This is a genomic window from Megasphaera micronuciformis F0359, from assembly GCF_000165735.1.
Classification (GTDB): Bacteria; Bacillota; Negativicutes; order Veillonellales; family Megasphaeraceae; genus Megasphaera; species Megasphaera micronuciformis.
The window spans coordinates 38,930-58,297 of the sequence record NZ_GL538181.1 but is presented as its reverse complement, the minus strand read 5'-3'; the positions used below and the strand labels follow the sequence as shown (position 1 = coordinate 58,297).

The following is a 19,368-nucleotide window of genomic DNA, read 5'->3' as shown; positions in this document are numbered from 1 at the left end:
TCCTTGTCACAAATGTCTTGATACACTACAATTAATATTCAACATAGCGCCCCGATGAAGAATATACGAGAACCCTTAGGGGGAGATGAAGTTCTATTGTAGGCCGCCGTATGTTGCCTAAGCCGTTTCCTTAGTGTATAATCCTCCTATTAGTGATTGTTGAAGGAGTGCCGTGTTACGAACGGCTATGAGGGAAAGGAAGAAAAATATGTTACCGGAAAAATTACACGATGTCTTGAGTTATGAAGGGGTTGTATCACTTACGACATGGACGCCTGAGGGTCCGCATGTAAACAATACATGGAATACGTACATCGTTGAAAAAGATGATGATCGATTGCTTATTCCGGCTGCCGGTATGAACAGTACGGAAACGGACTTGAATGTAAACAATAGGATCATCCTTACCGTCGGTGCCAGAGAAGTGGAAGGGTTTAACGGATATCAGGGTACGGGATTTCGCATTACCGGTACGGCCAAGCTCATAGACGAAGGTGAGGACTATGAGATGATGAAAAAGCAGTTCTCCTTCTTGCGAAAAGTGTTGGAAATAAAAGTAGAAGAAGCAAAACAGTTACTCTAAAATAAATTAAGAAAGACCTCTTCGGGAGGTCTTTTTTTAAACTTTCGCATTGCTCATAGATTTGCATGGTGGTATACTTTTACGTAATCGTTAAAGATATTTATGTTTAGGGGTGATTGCATTATGGCACGTTTTTCTACATTTGCACAAACATTACAGGCTGACGATATTGCTGAAATTTTGGCATTGACTCAAAAGCCGGAAGTTATTTCCTTTGCCGGCGGTTTGCCTGCACCGGAACTTTTTCCGATTGAAGAAATGAAAAAGGTAGACGAAGCCATTTATACGGAACAGGGACGTCAAGCCGTTCAGTACGGGCCTACACAGGGCTATGATTTGTTACGCGAACAACTGGCGGCTCGTATGAAAGATAAGTTCTTCGTTGACTGCACTCCCGATAATATTGTTATTACGACAGGATCTCAACAAGCACTCTTTATTTTAGCCCAGATTTTGCTTGATAAAGGGGATACAGTTCTCATGGAAAGCCCGACTTACATGGGTGCCATCATGGCTTTCGATCCGTCCGGTCCGCGATATACCACCGTTTCGACAGATGAAAACGGCATTGTTGTTGAAGAGTTGGAAAAAGTCTTGGCTTCAGACGATTCCATTCGCATGATTTACGTCATTCCCGAATTCCAGAATCCGACGGGCATTACATGGCCTGTTGAACGCCGTAAGGCCTTTATGGATGTCATTAATAAATACGATGTCGTCGTTCTTGAAGATAATCCGTACGGTGAAATTCGTTACGGTATCGATAAATTACCGTCTTTGAAATCTATGGATACTCAGGGTAAGGTTGTCTTTATGGGGTCTTTCTCCAAAACGTTTATGCCCGGTTTTCGCTTAGGCTGGATTGTGGCTCCTGACGACGTTGTCGATAAGTTTGTTAAGGTTAAGCAATCCGTCGACATCGGCACGTCTACATTCGGTCAGCGGCAGGCCGCTTACTTCTGCAAGATGTATGATATGGAGGCACATATTAAGCAGATTACGGATTTGTATGCCAAACGTCGTGATTTAATGTGCGACTCCATGGAAAAATATTTCCCCCAAGAAGTTAAGTTTAATCGACCTCAGGGAGGCCTCTTTACGTGGGTTACCTTGCCTGAAGGAATTGATGCCAAGGCTTTAATGCGGAAGGCTATTGCCAAAAATGTAGCCTATGTTCCGGGAGTCATTTTCTATCCCAACGAAGGAGAAGTTAACCATTTCCGTCTCAACTATTCGAATATGACGGAAGATCGCATTGTTGAAGGGGTAAAACGCCTGGGAGAATTGTTGCACGAAGAGTTGGATAAGTAAAGGCGCTATGTAGCATTGCCTTAAGCAAGGGACTGTAATAAAATGTATATACACATTTTATTACAGTCTTTTTTTGCCGTTTGAATGGAAGCGGCATGGGTGAGGGCATGAAAGCGACGGATATATTACAACAGTATTTCGGATATACATCCTTTCGCCCCGGGCAGGAAGAGGTCATAGAAGCACTCTCGACGCATCGGGACGTATTGGCCATTATGCCGACGGGAGCGGGAAAATCTCTGTGCTTTCAAATACCGGCCTTAATGAGTAAGGGGGTAACGGTAGTTATCTCGCCGCTGTTGTCTTTGATAAAAGACCAGGTGGATGCTCTGCAAGCACAAGAAATCGGGGCGACGAGTATTGACAGTCGGTGTACGGTAGAAGAAGCGAATAAACGCTTTTTTCTTTTGCGGCAGGGAAAAGTAAAACTTTTGTATATATCGCCCGAACGATTACAAAACGAGTATTTCACAGCCGTCATGAAAAGTGTAACCGTGTCGGCCGTTATTGTCGACGAAGCTCATTGTGTATCCCAGTGGGGCCATGATTTTCGCCCCGGTTATCGGTTGATAAAAGACTGGATCGAGTCGTTACCGCAACGTCCTGTTGTAGGAGCTTTTACAGCCACGGCAACGGAATACGTTAAACAGGATATGTTGAATCTTCTGGGATTGAAAAATCCTCTGGTTTTGGTAGGCGGTTTTGATCGGCCCAATTTATATTTTCGTGTTATCAAGACGGCACGAAAGACGGACTTTCTCATTTCTTATTTGGATGAACATAAGAAGGAAAGCGGTATCATTTACGCCGCCACGCGCAAGGAGACGGACAAGGTATACGATATGCTGCGTAAGAACGGCTTTAAGGTCGGCCGTTATCATGCCGGTCTGACAGATGAAGAGCGAAGACGTGTACAGGAAGATTTTACCTATGACCGTATTGAGCTGATTGTGGCGACCAATGCTTTCGGCATGGGAATTGACAAAAGCAATGTTCGCTTTGTCATTCATTGGCAAATGCCGAAAAATATGGAAAGTTATTACCAAGAGGCCGGGCGTGCCGGACGAGACGGGGCTCCGGGGGAATGTATCCTTCTTTTTACGCGCGGCGATATTATGGTTCAGAAGTTTTTAATCGATGTATCATCAACTGATGAAGAGCAGAAAAAGAATGACACGGTTTTAATGAATCGAATGGTCGATTATTGTGAAGCCTCTTCGTGTTTACGGCGTGCGATTTTGGAGTACTTCGGTGAAACTGTAAAATATGAAGAGTGCGGAAACTGTGGAAACTGTGATGCCGAAACAACGGATGAAGACATAACTCGGGAAGTAAAACTCATTTGTATGTGTGTAGATGAATTAAAGGGGCGTTTCGGTCAGACTGTCGTGTCGTCCGTCTTGCGCGGAACGGTGACGGAAAAAATCAGGCAATACGGCTTTGAACGAAATGCGTCTTTCGGTATGCTCGGTGATTATTCGGCGGCCGATATGGCGGCGTTGATTCGCTATGCCGTAAGTCGCAACTATTTATCAGTGGCGACAGGCAAGTACCCCGTCTTGTCTTTGGCTGCGGCCGGCAGAGCTTTGCTGGGGCCGGGTAAGAGTGCTCCCGTAATGCGTGTGCTTAAGATGGAGGACTCGGTGCCGGCAAGAGCCGTACATAAGCGGAGCATGCGTAAGATTTACGATGAGGAACGATTGCGTCCCTTATTTACGAAGTTACAACAACTTCGATATGAGACGGCACGGAAAGAACATATTCCGCCCTTTGTCATTTTCTCCGACGTAACGCTTTGGGAGTTGGCGGAACAAAGGCCGTCAACACTTGAAGAATTGCACAGTATAAAGGGGATAGGCGACTTTAAATTACATAAATACGGGCCTGCGTTTCTTGATATTATTGTAAGTGACGGAAAGGATGACTGATTTTATGAGTTTGGCAGATGAACAATATTTGAATATTGTAGAAAATATTCTGGAGCACGGTTACTTCGATCAGAACAGAACGGGTATTCGGACCTATAAACTGCCTCATCAGATGATGCAATTCGACTTGGAAAAAGAGTTTCCCATTTTAACGACAAAATTTGTCGCCTTCAAGACGGCTGTAAAGGAGCTGCTGTGGATTTGGCAGCTGCAGAGTAATGATGTGCGAGAATTGCAAAAGATGAACTGTCATGTATGGGATGAATGGATGCGTGAAGACGGGACGATCGGTAAGGCCTACGGGTACCAGATTCGCAAATATAAACAGGTGGATACGCTTTTGGATCAATTGCGGACGGATCCGCAAAATCGACGCATGATCGTTTCTTTGTGGAATATTGAAGATTTACCTGATATGGCTCTGCAGCCTTGCGCTTATCAGACCTTATGGGATGTATCCGATGGCCGATTGAACTGCATGCTTGTACAACGAAGCGGGGATATGGGCTTGGGAATTCCGTTTAATATGACTCAGTATGCCGTTCTTGTTCACCTGATTGCACGTTCTGTCGGGTTGCGGCCCGGCTTGTTTACTCATGTCATCAATAATGCACACATTTACGAAAATCATGTAGAAGCTTTGAAAACGCAGTTGGCGAGACGCCGGGAAGCGTTACCGGCACCGCAGCTGGTCATTGATGAAGGAATCACAGATTTTTATGAATTTAGGCCTGAAAATATCCGCCTGGAAGGGTATACGCACAAGGGGAAATTGCCCATGGAGGTCGCTGTATGATTTCTTTGATTGTAGCGCGAGATAAAAACGGCGGCATCGGTAAGGACGGAGATTTACTGTGCCATATTTCAGCGGACTTGAAACGATTTAAGGCCTTGACGACAGGACATGATTTAATCATGGGGCGCAAAACGTTTGAAAGTTTGCCGGGGCTTTTGCCGAATCGCAGACATATGGTAATTACGTCACAGAAAGACTACAAACAGTCTCATGACGGTATCGATGTATATCATTCTGTAGAAGATGTATGTGCTTCTCTGGTGGAGGACAAGGAATATTTCGTCATTGGAGGAGCTTCGGTTTACGAATCTTTTTTGCCCTTGGCACAGCGAATGTACATTACGGAAATTCATGAAGAATTCGCGGCCGATACCTATTTCCCGCAAGAAAATAAAAATGAGTGGGCTATGACTGATAGGCATGACTTTGAAAAAACGTTGAGTAATAAATATGCATATTCCTTTATTGATTATGTTCGAAAATAAGCCGATAAATAGATTGATTATCGAATTTTTATTACATGCATACATTGGAAATATTCGTTGACACTGGATTATAACTATGTTACACTTAGGCCATAGCTAGCAAGATAGCTGGAAGTTTTTATCTTAGGAGGATTGTGTCATGCAAGGTAAAGTAAAATGGTTTAGTGCAGAAAAAGGTTATGGCTTCATTGAAAGAGAAGACGGCGGCGACGTATTCGTTCACTTCTCTGCCATTCAGGAAGACGGCTTCAAGTCTTTGACTGAAGGTCAAGAAGTTGAATTCGATATCGTAGACGGCGCTCGTGGCCCTCAGGCAGCTAACGTAACAAAAGCGTAAACTACGGTAACGACCTTTATGACGGTAACTTCGGTTACCGTCTTTTTTTGTTTGTATGCCCGTAAAGGATTGAAGGGCGGTCTTTATTACACGATCCGGCTAAAAAAAGGCAGCCCTTGTTTCAAATATAAAAGAGCACTATAATTAGAAAGAATCAAATAAATGCGAAAACGGAATTATGATTTGAAGTTATACATAGTGATGTATGTCTATAAGAAAGGAGACTTCCGTGAAAATCGTTGTGACTTGTGCCGTAACGGAGGCACATAAAAAACTGTTGGAAAAAATCGCACCGGGACATACTTTTGTATATGTCGGGGACAGTATAGAAGGTACCGGGTTGTCTATTCCTGTGGAACGGGATGTCATAAATGATGCCGACGTTATTATCGGGAATGCGGACCCGCACCTGTTAAAGCAGGCTGAAAAGCTTAAATGGTTACAGCTGAACAGTGCCGGAGTAGGGAGCTATGTCGATGTCGTCGGTAAAGACGTTCTTTTAACCAATGCGACGGGGGCGTACGGAGTGGCCGTGGCGGAACATATGGCGGCACAGCTCTTAATGATGATGAAACGACTGCCTGCTTACTACGACAATCAAAAGGTCGAACGTTGGCACGATGAAGGACCGGTTCAGAGTGTTTTCGGGGCAAAAGTTCTGGTTGTGGGATACGGCGATATAGGAGCCACGTTCGGACGGATCTTGAAAGGAATGGGGGCCCGTATTACGGCTGTGCGGCGTCGTCTTACGAAGGGACTTGACGGGGCGGATGCGGTAGCTACGCTTGATGACTTGGACAGTCTCCTGCCACAGGCACAGGTCGTTGCCTGTGTGTTGCCCGATACGCCGGAAACGGCAGGGCTGTTTACGAAAGAGCGATTGGGAAAGATGAAAAAACACTCTTGGTTTATCAATGCCGGTCGCGGCAATGTTGTAGACAGTGACGCTTTGTGTGATGCCGTAGCGACAGGCAGGTTGGCAGGGGCGGCATTAGACGTAACCGAACCTGAACCTTTACCGCAAGGTCATCGCCTTTGGCATACGCCGGGAATTTATATTACACCGCATGTATCGGGCGGATTACATTTGGAATATACCCATAATCGCATTATTCAAATTGCCGCTCGAAATTTAGAACTTTTTTTAGCGGGAAAAGCATTAGAACATGAAGTAGATCGTCAAAGCGGCTACGGTAAATAAGAAAGGTTTTGCAAATACGGGACTTTGCTTGTCAGGTACGAGGCTGACGAGTGAAGCCCCGTATTTTATATTGACGAAAGTACATTATGTTTACAAAATTTCAATAATAAAAATTCATTGAAATAATATAAAAATAATGATATTCTATACGGAGTATGTACCGTAATTACGACAATATACGAGCAGGAGACGGGAAAACATGAAAATTATTTTGTTTTTTATTATGGTCTGTCTACTTATAGGAGGACAGATTTTGGGGGCCAAGTTTCAAATAAAATCATTTAATGAGGCTTTGAAACGACTTCATAAAAAAGGGAACGTCGGTGTAGGCACTAAAAAGCGGAAGGTAGGTCCCGGTTATGTAGTGCTCCTGGCCTGTGATTCGCAAGGAAGGATTACAGGGGGAGAGTTGATGAGAGGAATTACGGTTTTTAATAGTTTTAAGGAGTACGGGAAGTGGAACGGCCAATCCATTTATGATGTAAACGCTCGACTTAAAGCCGGTAATGAAGAAGCACGAGACGAGTACAGCGGGTATATTGCGGCTTTGGACGCCTTGGAAGAAAAATTGGCGGAACAGATTGCCGGTGAGGAGGTCAAGAGATAATGGAATTTATTGCCATGTATGCCAATTCATTTATCGACTTGTTCAAGGCAGGGGCGCAAATATTTACAGGCTTTGTTACGGGAATTATCCCTCTTGTAGTCGTTTTAATGACGGCCGTCAACTCATTGATTAAGCTCATAGGAGAGCAGCGGTTTTACGGATTTGCCCGAAAAGCGACAAAGTATAAACTTACACGCTATACGTTAGCACCCGTTTTATCCGTTATCTTCTTAACGAGCCCCATGTGCTTTACTTTCGGGCGTTTTGTAGAAGAAAAATATAAGCCGGCTTTTTATGATGCCCAGGTAAGCTTTGTGCACCCTGTCACGGGACTCTTTCCTCATGCCAACGGAGGCGAACTTTTCGTGTACATGGGTATTGCTGCGGGTATTCAGGCACTGGGATATCCTTTGGGGGATTTAGCGGTTCGCTACTTTCTTATCGGCATAGTAGTTATCTTTTTACGCGGAATCATTACGGAACGAATTTATATATACATGAATCGTAAAGCGGGACGAAAGGTATAGGTGACACATGTATAAATCAGTAGTTGTTTGTAAAGGCGCCGGCGGTTGGGGCGGTCCGATTACACTGATACCTACCGCGCAACGACATATTATTCTCAGCGTGACCGGAGGCGGGATTCACCCTATTGCCAAGCAACTCGGTGAATTATCGGGGTGTGAAGTTGTCGACGGTTTTACGACAGGAGTCAATGACTCGGAAATTCTGGCCGTCGTGATTGATTGCGGAGGTACGGCACGGTGCGGTGTTTATCCCCGGAAGGGCATTCACACGATTAACGTGGTTCCCGTCGGGCGTAGCGGGCCTTTGAGTAAATATATAACCGAAGACTTATACGTATCGGGTGTGACGCCGCAGTGTCTTGCTTATGCAAGTAAAGAGGCTGTCGTGCGCGAAGCGGCAAAAGAAGCTGCCTCCGTATCGGCGAGCAAGGAACCTGAAAAAGTGCGGCAGTCATCGGCTAACATAGTGACCCGGATGGGCATCGGCATCGGCCAGGTGGTCAATAAATTTTATGCTGCCGGTAGAGAATCTATCGATATAACCATCAAAAGTATTTTACCTTTTATGGCCTTTGTCAGCATGATTTTAGGAATTATTACGGCTACGGGTGTCGGTAATGTTGTAGCTGTTACCATTTCTCCCGTCGCCGCATCCTTGCCGGGGATGTTGATCTTGGCACTCGTGTGTGCTCTCCCTTTTATTTCACCTGTCCTCGGCCCGGGAGCGGTTATTGCACAGGTTATAGGTACGCTTTTAGGAGCGGAAATCGGTTTGGGGCATATCCCTCCGCAATATGCTCTGCCGGCTCTCTTTGCCATTGATGCACAAGTCGGCGCCGACTTTATTCCTGTCGGCCTGAGTCTTGGTGAAGCGGAACCGGAAACCATCGAACTGGGCGTGCCTGCCGTCTTGTATTCACGCATGATTACAGGTCCTTTGGCCGTATTATTGGCCTATGCCGCATCGGTAGGCTTGTATTAGACTCTTTCCGTCTTCCTCCAGGGGAGACGGAATTTTTATTGTTTAGGCGACTTTGACTTTTTGCCCTTTATGAGGTATGATAGATGAGCATAAAGAAAAGTATGCTTACATAGAAGGGAGTTTTGAAAAGTGGCTGAAGAAAGATATGAGTTTCAGGCTGAAACAAAACAATTATTGGATCTTATGATTCATTCTATTTATACAAACCGTGAAATATTTCTGCGTGAATTGATTTCCAACGGCTCCGATGCTATTGATAAATTACATTATGAAGCATTGACGAATCGCGATTTATTGGAAGGCGATACGGAATTTTCTATTCGACTGGCCATAGATAAGGATAAGAAAACTTTGACTGTTGCCGACAACGGTATCGGTATGGACAAGGAAGATATTAAAGCCAATATCGGCACTATTGCCCGGTCAGGGACTAAGGCCTTTTTGGAACGTTTGAAAGCGGAAAAAGAAGATAGTGAAAACGTATCGGACAAGGAATTAATCGGTCAGTTCGGCGTCGGCTTTTACTCGGCATTTATGGTTGCTAAAGCCGTTACGGTCTTGACCAGAAAGGCCGGTACGGATACCGGATATTGCTGGAAATCTACGGGTGACGGTTCATACACCTTAACGGAATGCGATGTTAAACATCACGGGACGGCTGTCGTACTGGAATTGAAAGATGAATTTACAACAGGTGAGGATGATTTCCTTGATGAAAGTCGCCTTTCCGAATTAGTTAAAAAGTACTCCGACTATATTCGCTATCCCATTATGATGAATGTAACGGTAAAAGAAGTACCGAAAAATGAAGACGGTCAGCCCGTTGAAGGAGCTGATCCGATTGAAAAAACGGAATTGAAGACTTTGAACTCCATGCAACCCTTGTGGACTCGGAACAAGTCGGATATTAAGGATGAAGAATATGCCGACTTTTTCCGTCATCAGTTCTATGAATGGGAAAAGCCTATGGAAGTATTCCATACAAAGGCTGAAGGAACGGTTGAATACACGGCACTTTTGTTCATTCCCGGCAGTGCTCCTATGAATCTGTATTACAGTGATTATGAACCGGGCATTCAATTGTATTCACGTCATGTATTTATTATGGATAAGTGCAAAGATTTACTTCCCGAATACTTGCGGTTTGTCAAGGGGCTTGTCGATTCTCCCGACCTGTCCCTCAATATTTCGCGTGAAATGTTGCAACAAAGCCGCAATTTAAAAGTTATCGGTAAGAATTTGGAAAAGACTATTTTAAAAACGCTGGCTCGAAAGGCGGAAAAAGAACGTCCTGAATACGAAAAGTTCTGGAACGAGTTCGGAAAGTCGATTAAAATCGGCATTTACAGCGGTATGATGACCGGAGAAAACAATGCGGACAAGCTTAAGGACTTGGTACTCTTTTATTCGGCTCGTCAAGGTCGTCTCGTTACCTTGAAAGAATATGTAGAGGCTATGAAGGACGGGCAGCAGAAGATTTATTATGCTGTAGGTAAAGACAAGGAAGGCATTGATGCTTTGCCGCAGACGGAATTGCTGAAGGATCGAGACTTGGATGTATTGTATCTTTTTGACCCCGTAGATGAATTCGCCATTGAGGCTCTTCATGAATACGACGGCAAGTCCTTCCATTCTGTAAGCCGCGGTGATTTGGACTTGGATGACGATACATTTAAGGAAGAAAAAAAGAAAAACGAAGACTTGGCTAAAGATAATGAAGGTCTGTTACAAGACATGAAAAAAGCCTTGGAATCGAAAGTGGTGGATGTACGCCTTTCCAATCGGTTAAAAAGCGGTGCCGTTTGCCTCGTGGCCGATGCGGCAGGGCCGTCTGTAGCCATGGAACAGGCTTTTGCCGGTGCGGATAATCCGTTTATGAAGGCACGGCGTATTTTGGAAATCAATCCTCATCATGAATTATTCAATAAACTGAAGACTTTACATGACGGAGAAACGAACGAGGATGCATTCAAAGAGTACAGTGAACTCTTATACGATCAGGCACTATTGTTGGAAGGAATTATGCCGGAAGATCCTGTTGTCTTTGCGCAACGCCTTGCAAAAATGATGGCTAAATAAGTTGACGGAGCGGTTCGTAGCCGCTCCGTTTTTTTACCCGTTTGCGTGTACATATGTTCGGTCTTGTGCTAAAATAATAAGACTTACGAAGTATAGTTTCGTAAAGAAACGGAGCATCAGTTTATGAATGTAGAAGAAAGAAATAAAGATTATGATCGGTCTCGGCCTTTTCGCGTTGAATCTCCCTTTGAACCTACGGGAGATCAGCCGGCAGCCATAGATTCATTGGCACACGGTATTGAAAGCGGGCAGTGGGCTCAAGTATTATTGGGAGCCACGGGAACCGGTAAGACATATACGATGGCCAAACTGATTGAGCGGGTTCAAAAGCCTACGTTAATCATTGCTCACAATAAAACCTTGGCAGCCCAATTATGCAGTGAATTCAAGGCTTTTTTTCCGGATAATGAAGTGGGCTATTTTGTCAGCTACTATGACTATTACCAGCCGGAAGCCTATATCCCTACAACGGATACATATATTGAAAAGGATTCGGCCATTAACGATGAAATAGATAAGCTGCGTCATTCGGCGACGATGAGTCTTTTCGAACGGCGTGACGTGATTATAGTCGCTTCCGTATCGTGTATATACGGCTTGGGTGACCCGGAAGATTACAGTGATTTGGTACTGTCCCTGCGTTTAGGGCAGGAGAAATCTCAAACTGAAATTTTACGAAAACTCGTGGACATTCAATATACACGAAACGATTTAGATTTACAGCGCGGTACCTTTCGCGTACACGGGGACACGATTGAAGTCTTTCCGGCGGCTTTCGACAGTTCCGTCATTCGTATCGAAATGTTCGGTGATGAAATCGATCGCATGACGGAAGTGGATGTGCTGACAGGGGAAGTTTTGGCTGAACGAAAGCATATAGCCGTCTATCCTGCCAGTCATTACGTAACGACGAAGGAAAAGATGCAAAGAGCACTCGGTACAATCAGCGAAGAGTTGAAAGAAAGATTGCAATATTTGAAGAGCCGGGAACGGCTGTTGGAAGCACAGCGCTTGGAACAACGTACGCGGTATGATATGGAAATGATGGAAGAAATGGGATATTGTTCGGGCATAGAAAACTATTCTCGGCATTTGTCGGGCCGCAAGGCCGGAGAAGCACCGTATACCTTGCTTGATTACTTTCCCGACGATTTTATGATTCTCATCGACGAATCGCATGTTACCATACCGCAGCTTAGAGCTATGTATGCAGGCGATCAGTCACGTAAGGAGTCTCTTGTCGAATACGGGTTCAGACTTCCGTCGGCTAAGGATAACAGACCTTTGAATTTTGATGAGTTTACGGAACGGATTAATCAGATTGTCTATGTCAGTGCGACGCCCGGTGACTATGAGATGGAAGTACAGACCAATTTGGCCCAGCAAATCATTCGGCCTACAGGACTTCTGGACCCGAAGGTGGAGGTCCGCCCCGTTACGGGGCAGATGGACGATTTGCTCGGTGAAATTCGCAAGCGCATTGAAAAGAAAGAACGAGTTTTAGTAACGACGCTGACTAAAAAAATGGCGGAAGATTTGACTGAATTTTTAAAGGAAACGGGTATTCTTGTGCGGTATTTGCACTCGGATATTGCTACTATAGAACGGGCCGAAATCATTCGTGATTTACGGGCGGGCGTATTTGATGTTCTCGTCGGCATTAACTTGTTGCGCGAAGGGCTGGATATGCCGGAAGTCTCGTTAGTCGCTATTCTCGATGCGGATAAGGAAGGCTTTTTAAGATCCGACACGGCTTTGATACAGACTATGGGGCGAGCGGCTCGTAACGAACACGGCACCGTTATCATGTATGCCGATACGGTAACGGGATCCATGCAACGGGCTATGGACGAAACGGAACGTCGTCGGGCCGTGCAGGAAGCCTATAATAAGGAGCACCATATTACACCCAAGTCGGTTAAGAAAGAGGTTGTAAACTTAATTGAACTGACGAAGGTGAGTGAAGAAGAAAAAGGCTACGGAGCTGCCGATGAATTGCTTACTAAAGAAGCCTTGCACAAGGTCATTCACTCATTGACTCAGGAAATGAAAAAGGCGTCAAGGCAGTTGGAATTTGAAAAGGCGGCGGAAATAAGAGATCGCCTGGGACGGTTACGACAAGAACTGTCGCAAATGAGTCATGACGACACGTTACCGAAAGAATTGGCCGGACAGGCCGATATGCCGTCGGCACGCACGGTTCGTAAGGTTCGCCATCCGTCGGCACGCCGTCGTAAGAGTGAGGCCGTAGAAAAAGGAAAGTCAATGAAGAGGAGTAAGGACTGAGGTATGTCTGAAGCGAAAATTATTATAAAAGGTGCCAGACAGCACAACTTAAAAAACATAGATCTCGTATTGCCGCGTGATAAATTCGTTGTCATTACGGGACTTTCCGGGTCGGGAAAGTCATCCTTGGCCTTTGACACGATTTATGCGGAAGGGCAGAGGCGTTATATAGAGTCTCTGTCAGCCTATGCACGGCAGTTTTTGGGACAAATGGATAAGCCTGATGTAGACTACATTGAAGGCTTATCTCCGGCTATTTCCATCGACCAGAAGACAACCAGCCGCAATCCCCGTTCCACTGTCGGAACGGTTACGGAAATTTATGATTATCTTCGCCTTCTTTATGCTCGTGCAGGTGAAGCCTTTTGTCCGTCGTGCGGTAAACCCATTCGTCAGCAGACTATAGAACAGATGACCGATTCTGTCCTGGCCTTGGGAACCGGACAGAAAATCATGGTCATGGCACCTGTTGTTGACGGCCGCAAAGGAACTCATCAAAAGCTTTTGGAAAGGCTTGTTAAAGACGGGTATGTGCGTGTACGTGTAGACGGAGAAATTTATTTGTTATCCGACGATATTCATCTTGATAAGAATAAAAAACATACGATTGAAGTCGTCGTGGATCGCTTGGTTGTAAAGAAAGAAATCGAGACACGTCTTACCGATTCATTGGAAACGGCCGCCGCTTTAAGCGACGGTATTGTACATGTGCTGAAGGTTGATACTCGGGAAGTTTTTACGTTCAGCCAAAACTTTGCTTGCCCCGATTGCCATGTCAGCTTACCGGAAATCGAACCGCGACTGTTTTCATTTAACAGCCCTTTCGGAGCTTGCCCGGCCTGCTCCGGCATCGGCAGCACGATGGAAGTGGACCGGAAACTTGTTTTACCCGATGAACATAAAACTTTTCTGGACGGTGCTGTTGCGGCTTTAAGCAATAACCCCAATTCCTGGTTTATGAGGCAGCTCGGAGGATTGTTGGCGGGACACGGCTATTCCTTGGAGAATACCTTTGCCGATTTGGATGAAGAAACTCAAGACAAGGTCATGAACGGGTCGGAAGAAGAATGCACCTTTGACTATGAAAATTTAAGAGGAGAAGTAAAGACCTTTACCACACCTTTTGAAGGGATTATTCCCATGGTGCGGCGCCGTTATAAAGAGGCATCTACCGATATGATGCGAGATCAGTTTGAGGAGTTCATGTCCGTTAAGCCGTGTTCGGCTTGCCACGGTTCGCGGCTTCGCCCCGAGGCGCTGGCCATTAAGGTCGGCGGCCTGGATATTCATGAATTGACGGAGCTTACAGTAAGCCGGATGATTACCTTCTTTGACGATCTGCAGTTAACGGAAAAGCAGGCTCTCATCGGTAAACAAGTGTTAAAAGAAATTCGTGCACGGTTGTCTTTTTTGGCTACCGTTGGTCTCGATTATCTGACATTGGCACGAACGGCCGGCACTTTGTCGGGCGGTGAAGCCCAACGTATTCGACTGGCGACTCAAATCGGAGCCGGTTTGGTGGGAGTCCTGTATATTCTGGACGAACCGTCCATCGGGTTGCATCAGCGGGACAATGACAGACTCCTGTCGGCGCTTAAACACCTGCGTGATGCGGGAAATACTTTGATTGTCGTTGAGCATGACGAGGACACGATGCATGCTGCCGATTGTATTGTCGATATCGGGCCGGCTGCGGGAGAACATGGCGGCCGTGTCGTGGCGCAGGGAACGGCGGCGGAAATTATGAAATGCCCTGAATCGTTAACCGGGCAGTATTTATCGGGCAAGAGATTTATTCCTTTGCCGGAAAAAAGACGAGTCGGTAACGGTACGTTTATTGAGATTCAAGGCGCGAAAGAAAACAACTTACGGAATATAGATGTACGAATTCCCGTAGGCACGCTTACGGTTGTAACCGGTGTCAGCGGTTCCGGTAAATCTACTCTGGTCAATGAAATTCTTTACAAAGGAATGGCAGAGGCGGTTTACGGGACGCCGCATCGTCCGGGTGAATTTAAGGCCATTAAGGGAACGGAATATATCGATAAAATTATTAATATAGATCAGGCTCCTATCGGGAGGACTCCTCGTTCTAATCCGGCTACGTATACGGGGGTTTTCGACTTTATTCGTCAACTTTTCAGTCAGACGGCGGAAGCCAAGATTCGCGGCTATAAGGCGGGGCGTTTCAGTTTCAATGTTAAAGGCGGTCGTTGCGAAGCTTGTCGCGGTGACGGTATCATTCGCATTGAAATGAACTTTTTGCCGGACGTATATGTGCCGTGCGAAGTATGCCACGGTGCCCGTTATAATAGAGAGACGCTGGAAGTGAAGTATAAGGGTAAAAACATTTCCGAAGTCCTCGATATGACGGTGGACGAAGGAGTTGAGTTTTTTGCCAACGTGCCGCGAGTGCTGAACAAGTTGAAGTCTTTGCAAGACGTGGGACTCGGGTATATACGTTTGGGGCAGCCGGCGACAACCTTATCGGGCGGCGAGGCTCAGCGTGTCAAACTGGCTACGGAATTGTCAAAACGTAGTACGGGTCGGACCTTATATATTCTCGATGAACCGACTACGGGGTTACACAGTGCGGATATTCATAAGCTTATGAATGTGTTGCAATTGCTTGTCAACGGAGGGGATACCGTCGTTGTTATTGAGCATAATCTGGATGTTATTAAAGTCGCGGATTACCTTATCGACTTGGGGCCTGAAGGCGGCAACGGAGGCGGTACGATAGTAGCTACGGGCACACCTGAAGAAGTGTGCAGGGTTGCGGCCTCGTATACAGGTAAGTTTTTAGCCCCTGTTTTGGAACGTACGAAAAAATTGATGAAAAAGAAGAGGTAAGTCATGGCCGTCCGTGAAGACGTGTTGGAAAAAATTAAAGAACTGACTACCGAACCCGGCGTGTATTTATGGAAGGACGAAAAGGGACGGATCATTTACGTAGGCAAGGCCGTTAATCTACGCAATCGTGTCAAAAGTTATGTGCGCAAGGACTCGAACAGGGCTGTCAAGGTGGCGGCCATGATGAGTCATGCCGTCGACTTGGAAACAATTGTCGTCGCCAACGAAGCGGAAGCACTGATTTTAGAAAATACGCTTATAAAAAAGCATCATCCGCGTTATAACATTATGTTGCGTGATGATAAGACCTATCCCTATATTAAAGTGACGCTTAATGAAGAATATCCTCGTGTTTTTATGACAAGACGCGTCTTACGGGACGGAGCCCGTTACTTCGGACCCTTCGCCGATGCCGGGGCGGTTCATCGCGTTCTGAAGTTGATGCAGACGGCCTTACATTTGCGGACGTGTCGTTCCATGAAGGTGGAACGGCCGTGTTTGCAGTACCATTTAGGACATTGTGAGGCTCCCTGTGTAAACTATATAAGCAAGACTGCTTATCAGAAACAGGCCCGACTGGCTGTGGATGCCCTGGAAGGTCGCAACAAGACTCTCTACAGGGAGTTACAGGATAAGATGGAGGCGGCCGCTACGGCGGAGCAGTTTGAAAAGGCGGCTATGTATAGGGATCAACTGGCAGCTTTAAAAATCATTCAGGAACAACAGGATATTGTTACTACCGGTGCAGGCGATACGGACGTTATAGGTTTTTATGCCGAAGGAGATAAAACGGCCGTGCAGATTTATACCATTCGCGGCGGCAAGCTTATGGGGCGGGAGAACTTCAGTCTTGATAACAGTAATGATGAATCGACGGCGGCTCTTACCGGGGCCGTATTGGATCAATATTATGTAGAAGGCGTCTTCATACCTCGTGAAATTGTCGTCCCTGATGTAGAAGATAAAGAGGCTTACGAACATCGGTTGGGAGTGCAAAAAGGGCGAAATGTAGATATTATTATTCCCCGCCGTGGAGTGAAGAAACGGCTTCTCGAAATGGCCGAAAATAATGCAAAAGTACTTTGGGAACAACGTCGCTTGCAATGGCGGAATGACAAGAACAAGACGACAGGGGCTGTAGAGGCTCTGGCAAAAGTTCTCGATCTCCCGTGTCTGCCTGTACGCATGGAGTGTTTTGATATTTCCCATACTCAAGGGATTGAAACGGTAGCGTCCATGGTTGTTTTCGAACAGGGAAGACCGGCTAAATCGGAATATCGGCGGTTTAAGCTAAAGACCGTACAAGGAAAGCCGGATGACTTTAAGTCTATGGCCGAAATTATGGAACGCCGTTACAGTGAAAAAGATTGGCCCGTTCCCGACTTGATTATTATTGACGGCGGTAAGGGACAGTTACATGCGGCACTTCCTGTTATCAGACGGGCCGGAACGGACGCACCGGTCATCAGCTTAGCTAAGCGAATTGAAGAGGTATTCGTTGAAGGTCGCAGTGAATCGATTATTCTCAGTCACCATACGCCGGAGTTACAATTGCTTCAGGCCATTCGTGATGAAGCTCATCGTTTCGCTATTACGTATCACCGTAAACTGAGAGGAAAACGAAGTCTCGTATCCGTCCTTGATCATATTGAGGGAATCGGTCCGAAAAGGCGTAAAGCGGTTTGGCAAGCTTTTAAGACGTTGGATGATATTAAGGCGGCCTCTATAGACGAATTGGCTGCCGTAGACGGTATGAATCGCAGTGCCGCGGAAAATATTTACTATTTTTTCCGCCTGGGTACGGATGAAAAACGAACGATTATCAAAAAAACTTAAGAAAGGCGTTGTAGCGCCTTTCTTTTTTGTTATATAAAATTACGAATGGAAGGCGGGAAAAAATTGACAAAGAAGAAAGTATGCGAAAAAAAGCGACCTTTCCGCCATGCGAGTATTTGTCAACAAGCTCTGAATAGGATATAATTAATCAGTATGTGAAGTATGTCTGTATGTTTAGATGGAAGGAGGCGTATTTTCGTGTCCTCGGAAAAACAAAGAACTATCGGCAAACCTGTTTTTTATGAAGGCGTAGGTCTTCATGCAGGATTGCCTGTACATATGACCTTAAAGCCCGCAGGAGTTAATGAAGGTATTTGTTTTGTACGCACCGACTTGCCCGGCAACCCGTCCGTGCCGGCCAATCAGTCGTATGTAACCAACACGATGCGTGCGACGACTCTGGAAAAGGGAGAAGCCAAGGTATTTACGGTAGAACATGTGTTATCGGCCTTGCAAGGTTTGAAAATTGACAATTGTGTTGTCGAAATGGATTCGCCTGAACCGCCTGTAGGTGACGGCAGCAGCGCCGTTTTTGTCGATATGATTAAAGAGGCGGGCGTTGTCGAGCAGGATGCTCCGCGTAATGTATATGCCGTAACGAAGCAACGGGTGGTGCAAGAAGATGATAAATTTATAGCCGTGTTACCTTACGACGGATTTCGTATTACTTTTACGTCCATTAATCCCCATCCCCTGTTAGGAGTGCAGTTTTTCGACAGTGAAGTGACGGAACAGTCTTATATCGACGATATTTGTTATGCCCGCACGATTGCTTTTACGGAAGAGTTGGAAATGATGCGTAAATTGGGTCTCGGCAAGGGCGGTACAATAGAAAACGTCGTCGTATATGATAAGGATACATGCTTGTCTCAATTACGGTCTGATGATGAATTGGTACGTCATAAGGTGTTGGATATTATCGGCGATTTATCCCTTATCGGCAGACCCTTAAAGGGCCATATTATAGCTGTTAAATCAAGCCATAAATTAAACAATTTGTTGGCTAAGTGTATTTATGAAGATATGTAACGGGAGGAATTGAAATGACTTTGGAAGTTACGGATATTATGGAAATTTTACCGCACCGGTATCCCATGTTGTTAGTGGATCGCATTACCGAATTGGAACCTATGAAATATGCTGTAGGTATCAAAAATGCGACTTTTAACGAACAGTTTTTCCAAGGGCATTTTCCGGGAAAACCGGTTATGCCCGGAGTTCTCTTGGCCGAAGCCATGGCACAGGTCGGTGGGGTAGCCTTGTTGTACCCTGAAGAAAACAGAGGCTTAATACCCTTCTTTACGGGTATTGATAAGTTGCGTTTTCGTCACCCCGTTCGACCGGGTGACCAGGTTATTATGCGGGCCGATATTATCAAAATTAAAGGTCGTATGGGAAAGGTTACGGCACAGTGTCGCGTAGGCGATACGGTTTGTGCTGAAGGGGAATATCTTTTTGCTCTCATGCCCGGTCAGAAAAAATAAAAAAAGCTGAAAATCGACGAATAAGACAGAAAATCCGGTAATCGATAAGATACGGAGCCGTAATCGGCTGTAT

The 19,368-nt window shown here is 45.6% G+C and carries 16 protein-coding genes; all 16 read left to right on the top strand.

The annotated features are described in order from the left end of the window. The first annotated feature begins 208 nt into the window (after positions 1 to 208). The 16 genes from HMPREF9429_RS01155 to fabZ all read left to right on the top strand — a co-directional run bounded on the left by HMPREF9429_RS01155 (position 209) and on the right by fabZ (position 19,295). Complete coding sequence (locus HMPREF9429_RS01155) at positions 209 to 583, top strand: pyridoxamine 5'-phosphate oxidase family protein (protein WP_040773174.1); 375 nt, start codon at positions 209 to 211, stop codon at positions 581 to 583. Positions 584 to 706: 123 nt separating this feature from the next. Continuing rightward, positions 707 to 1,894: an aminotransferase-like domain-containing protein gene (locus HMPREF9429_RS01150; RefSeq protein ID WP_040773172.1), complete on the top strand. Its 1,188-nt coding sequence runs from the start codon at positions 707 to 709 to the stop codon at positions 1,892 to 1,894. A 95-nt stretch (positions 1,895 to 1,989) separates the two neighbouring features. Further along, entirely contained in the window at positions 1,990 to 3,822 is a 1,833-nt protein-coding gene (gene recQ / locus HMPREF9429_RS01145) for a DNA helicase RecQ (RefSeq protein ID WP_006940985.1), read from the top strand. A 4-nt stretch (positions 3,823 to 3,826) separates the two neighbouring features. Further along, a complete protein-coding gene (locus HMPREF9429_RS01140) occupies positions 3,827 to 4,618 on the top strand; it encodes a thymidylate synthase (RefSeq protein WP_040773169.1) in 792 nt (263 codons plus the stop codon). Beyond that, a complete protein-coding gene (locus HMPREF9429_RS01135; protein WP_006940983.1) occupies positions 4,615 to 5,103 on the top strand; it encodes a dihydrofolate reductase in 489 nt (162 codons plus the stop codon). The genes HMPREF9429_RS01140 and HMPREF9429_RS01135 overlap by 4 nt, the downstream gene beginning before the upstream one ends. Before the next feature lie 139 nt (positions 5,104 to 5,242). Further along, positions 5,243 to 5,440 (top strand): cold shock domain-containing protein, encoded by a 198-nt coding sequence (locus HMPREF9429_RS01130; protein ID WP_006790110.1) that lies wholly within the window; start codon positions 5,243 to 5,245, stop codon positions 5,438 to 5,440. A 229-nt stretch (positions 5,441 to 5,669) separates the two neighbouring features. Next, positions 5,670 to 6,641 carry a D-2-hydroxyacid dehydrogenase gene (locus HMPREF9429_RS01125; protein WP_040773165.1) on the top strand — a complete coding sequence of 324 codons (972 nt, stop codon included), beginning with the start codon at positions 5,670 to 5,672 and terminating at the stop codon, positions 6,639 to 6,641. A 199-nt stretch (positions 6,642 to 6,840) separates the two neighbouring features. After that, the gene (locus HMPREF9429_RS01120; RefSeq protein ID WP_006940980.1) at positions 6,841 to 7,248 is read left to right on the top strand and encodes a transcriptional regulator GutM; all 408 of its coding nucleotides are present in this window, start codon (positions 6,841 to 6,843) and stop codon (positions 7,246 to 7,248) included. Beyond that, a complete protein-coding gene (gene srlA, locus HMPREF9429_RS01115) occupies positions 7,248 to 7,775 on the top strand; it encodes a PTS glucitol/sorbitol transporter subunit IIC (RefSeq protein ID WP_006940979.1) in 528 nt (175 codons plus the stop codon). Before HMPREF9429_RS01120 ends, srlA begins: the two co-directional genes overlap by 1 nt. Positions 7,776 to 7,782: 7 nt before the next feature. After that, positions 7,783 to 8,757 carry a PTS glucitol/sorbitol transporter subunit IIB gene (gene srlE, locus HMPREF9429_RS01110; RefSeq protein WP_006940978.1) on the top strand — a complete coding sequence of 325 codons (975 nt, stop codon included), beginning with the start codon at positions 7,783 to 7,785 and terminating at the stop codon, positions 8,755 to 8,757. 129 nt (positions 8,758 to 8,886) lie between these two features. After that, positions 8,887 to 10,836 carry a molecular chaperone HtpG gene (htpG, locus tag HMPREF9429_RS01105; RefSeq protein ID WP_040773163.1) on the top strand — a complete coding sequence of 650 codons (1,950 nt, stop codon included), beginning with the start codon at positions 8,887 to 8,889 and terminating at the stop codon, positions 10,834 to 10,836. 123 nt (positions 10,837 to 10,959) lie between these two features. Then, positions 10,960 to 13,122 carry an excinuclease ABC subunit UvrB gene (gene uvrB, locus HMPREF9429_RS01100; RefSeq protein WP_006940976.1) on the top strand — a complete coding sequence of 721 codons (2,163 nt, stop codon included), beginning with the start codon at positions 10,960 to 10,962 and terminating at the stop codon, positions 13,120 to 13,122. 3 nt (positions 13,123 to 13,125) lie between these two features. Then, on the top strand, positions 13,126 to 15,975 hold the full coding sequence (gene uvrA / locus HMPREF9429_RS01095) for an excinuclease ABC subunit UvrA (protein WP_006940975.1): 2,850 nt from the start codon (positions 13,126 to 13,128) through the stop codon (positions 15,973 to 15,975). 3 nt (positions 15,976 to 15,978) lie between these two features. After that, complete coding sequence (uvrC, locus tag HMPREF9429_RS01090; protein ID WP_006940974.1) at positions 15,979 to 17,811, top strand: excinuclease ABC subunit UvrC; 1,833 nt, start codon at positions 15,979 to 15,981, stop codon at positions 17,809 to 17,811. A gap of 162 nt (positions 17,812 to 17,973) precedes the next feature. Continuing rightward, positions 17,974 to 18,840: a UDP-3-O-acyl-N-acetylglucosamine deacetylase gene (gene lpxC, locus HMPREF9429_RS01085; protein ID WP_006940973.1), complete on the top strand. Its 867-nt coding sequence runs from the start codon at positions 17,974 to 17,976 to the stop codon at positions 18,838 to 18,840. A gap of 14 nt (positions 18,841 to 18,854) precedes the next feature. Next, positions 18,855 to 19,295, top strand: a complete 441-nt coding sequence (gene fabZ / locus HMPREF9429_RS01080; protein WP_006940972.1) for a 3-hydroxyacyl-ACP dehydratase FabZ — start codon at positions 18,855 to 18,857, stop codon at positions 19,293 to 19,295. The last annotated feature ends 73 nt before the right edge of the window (positions 19,296 to 19,368 follow it).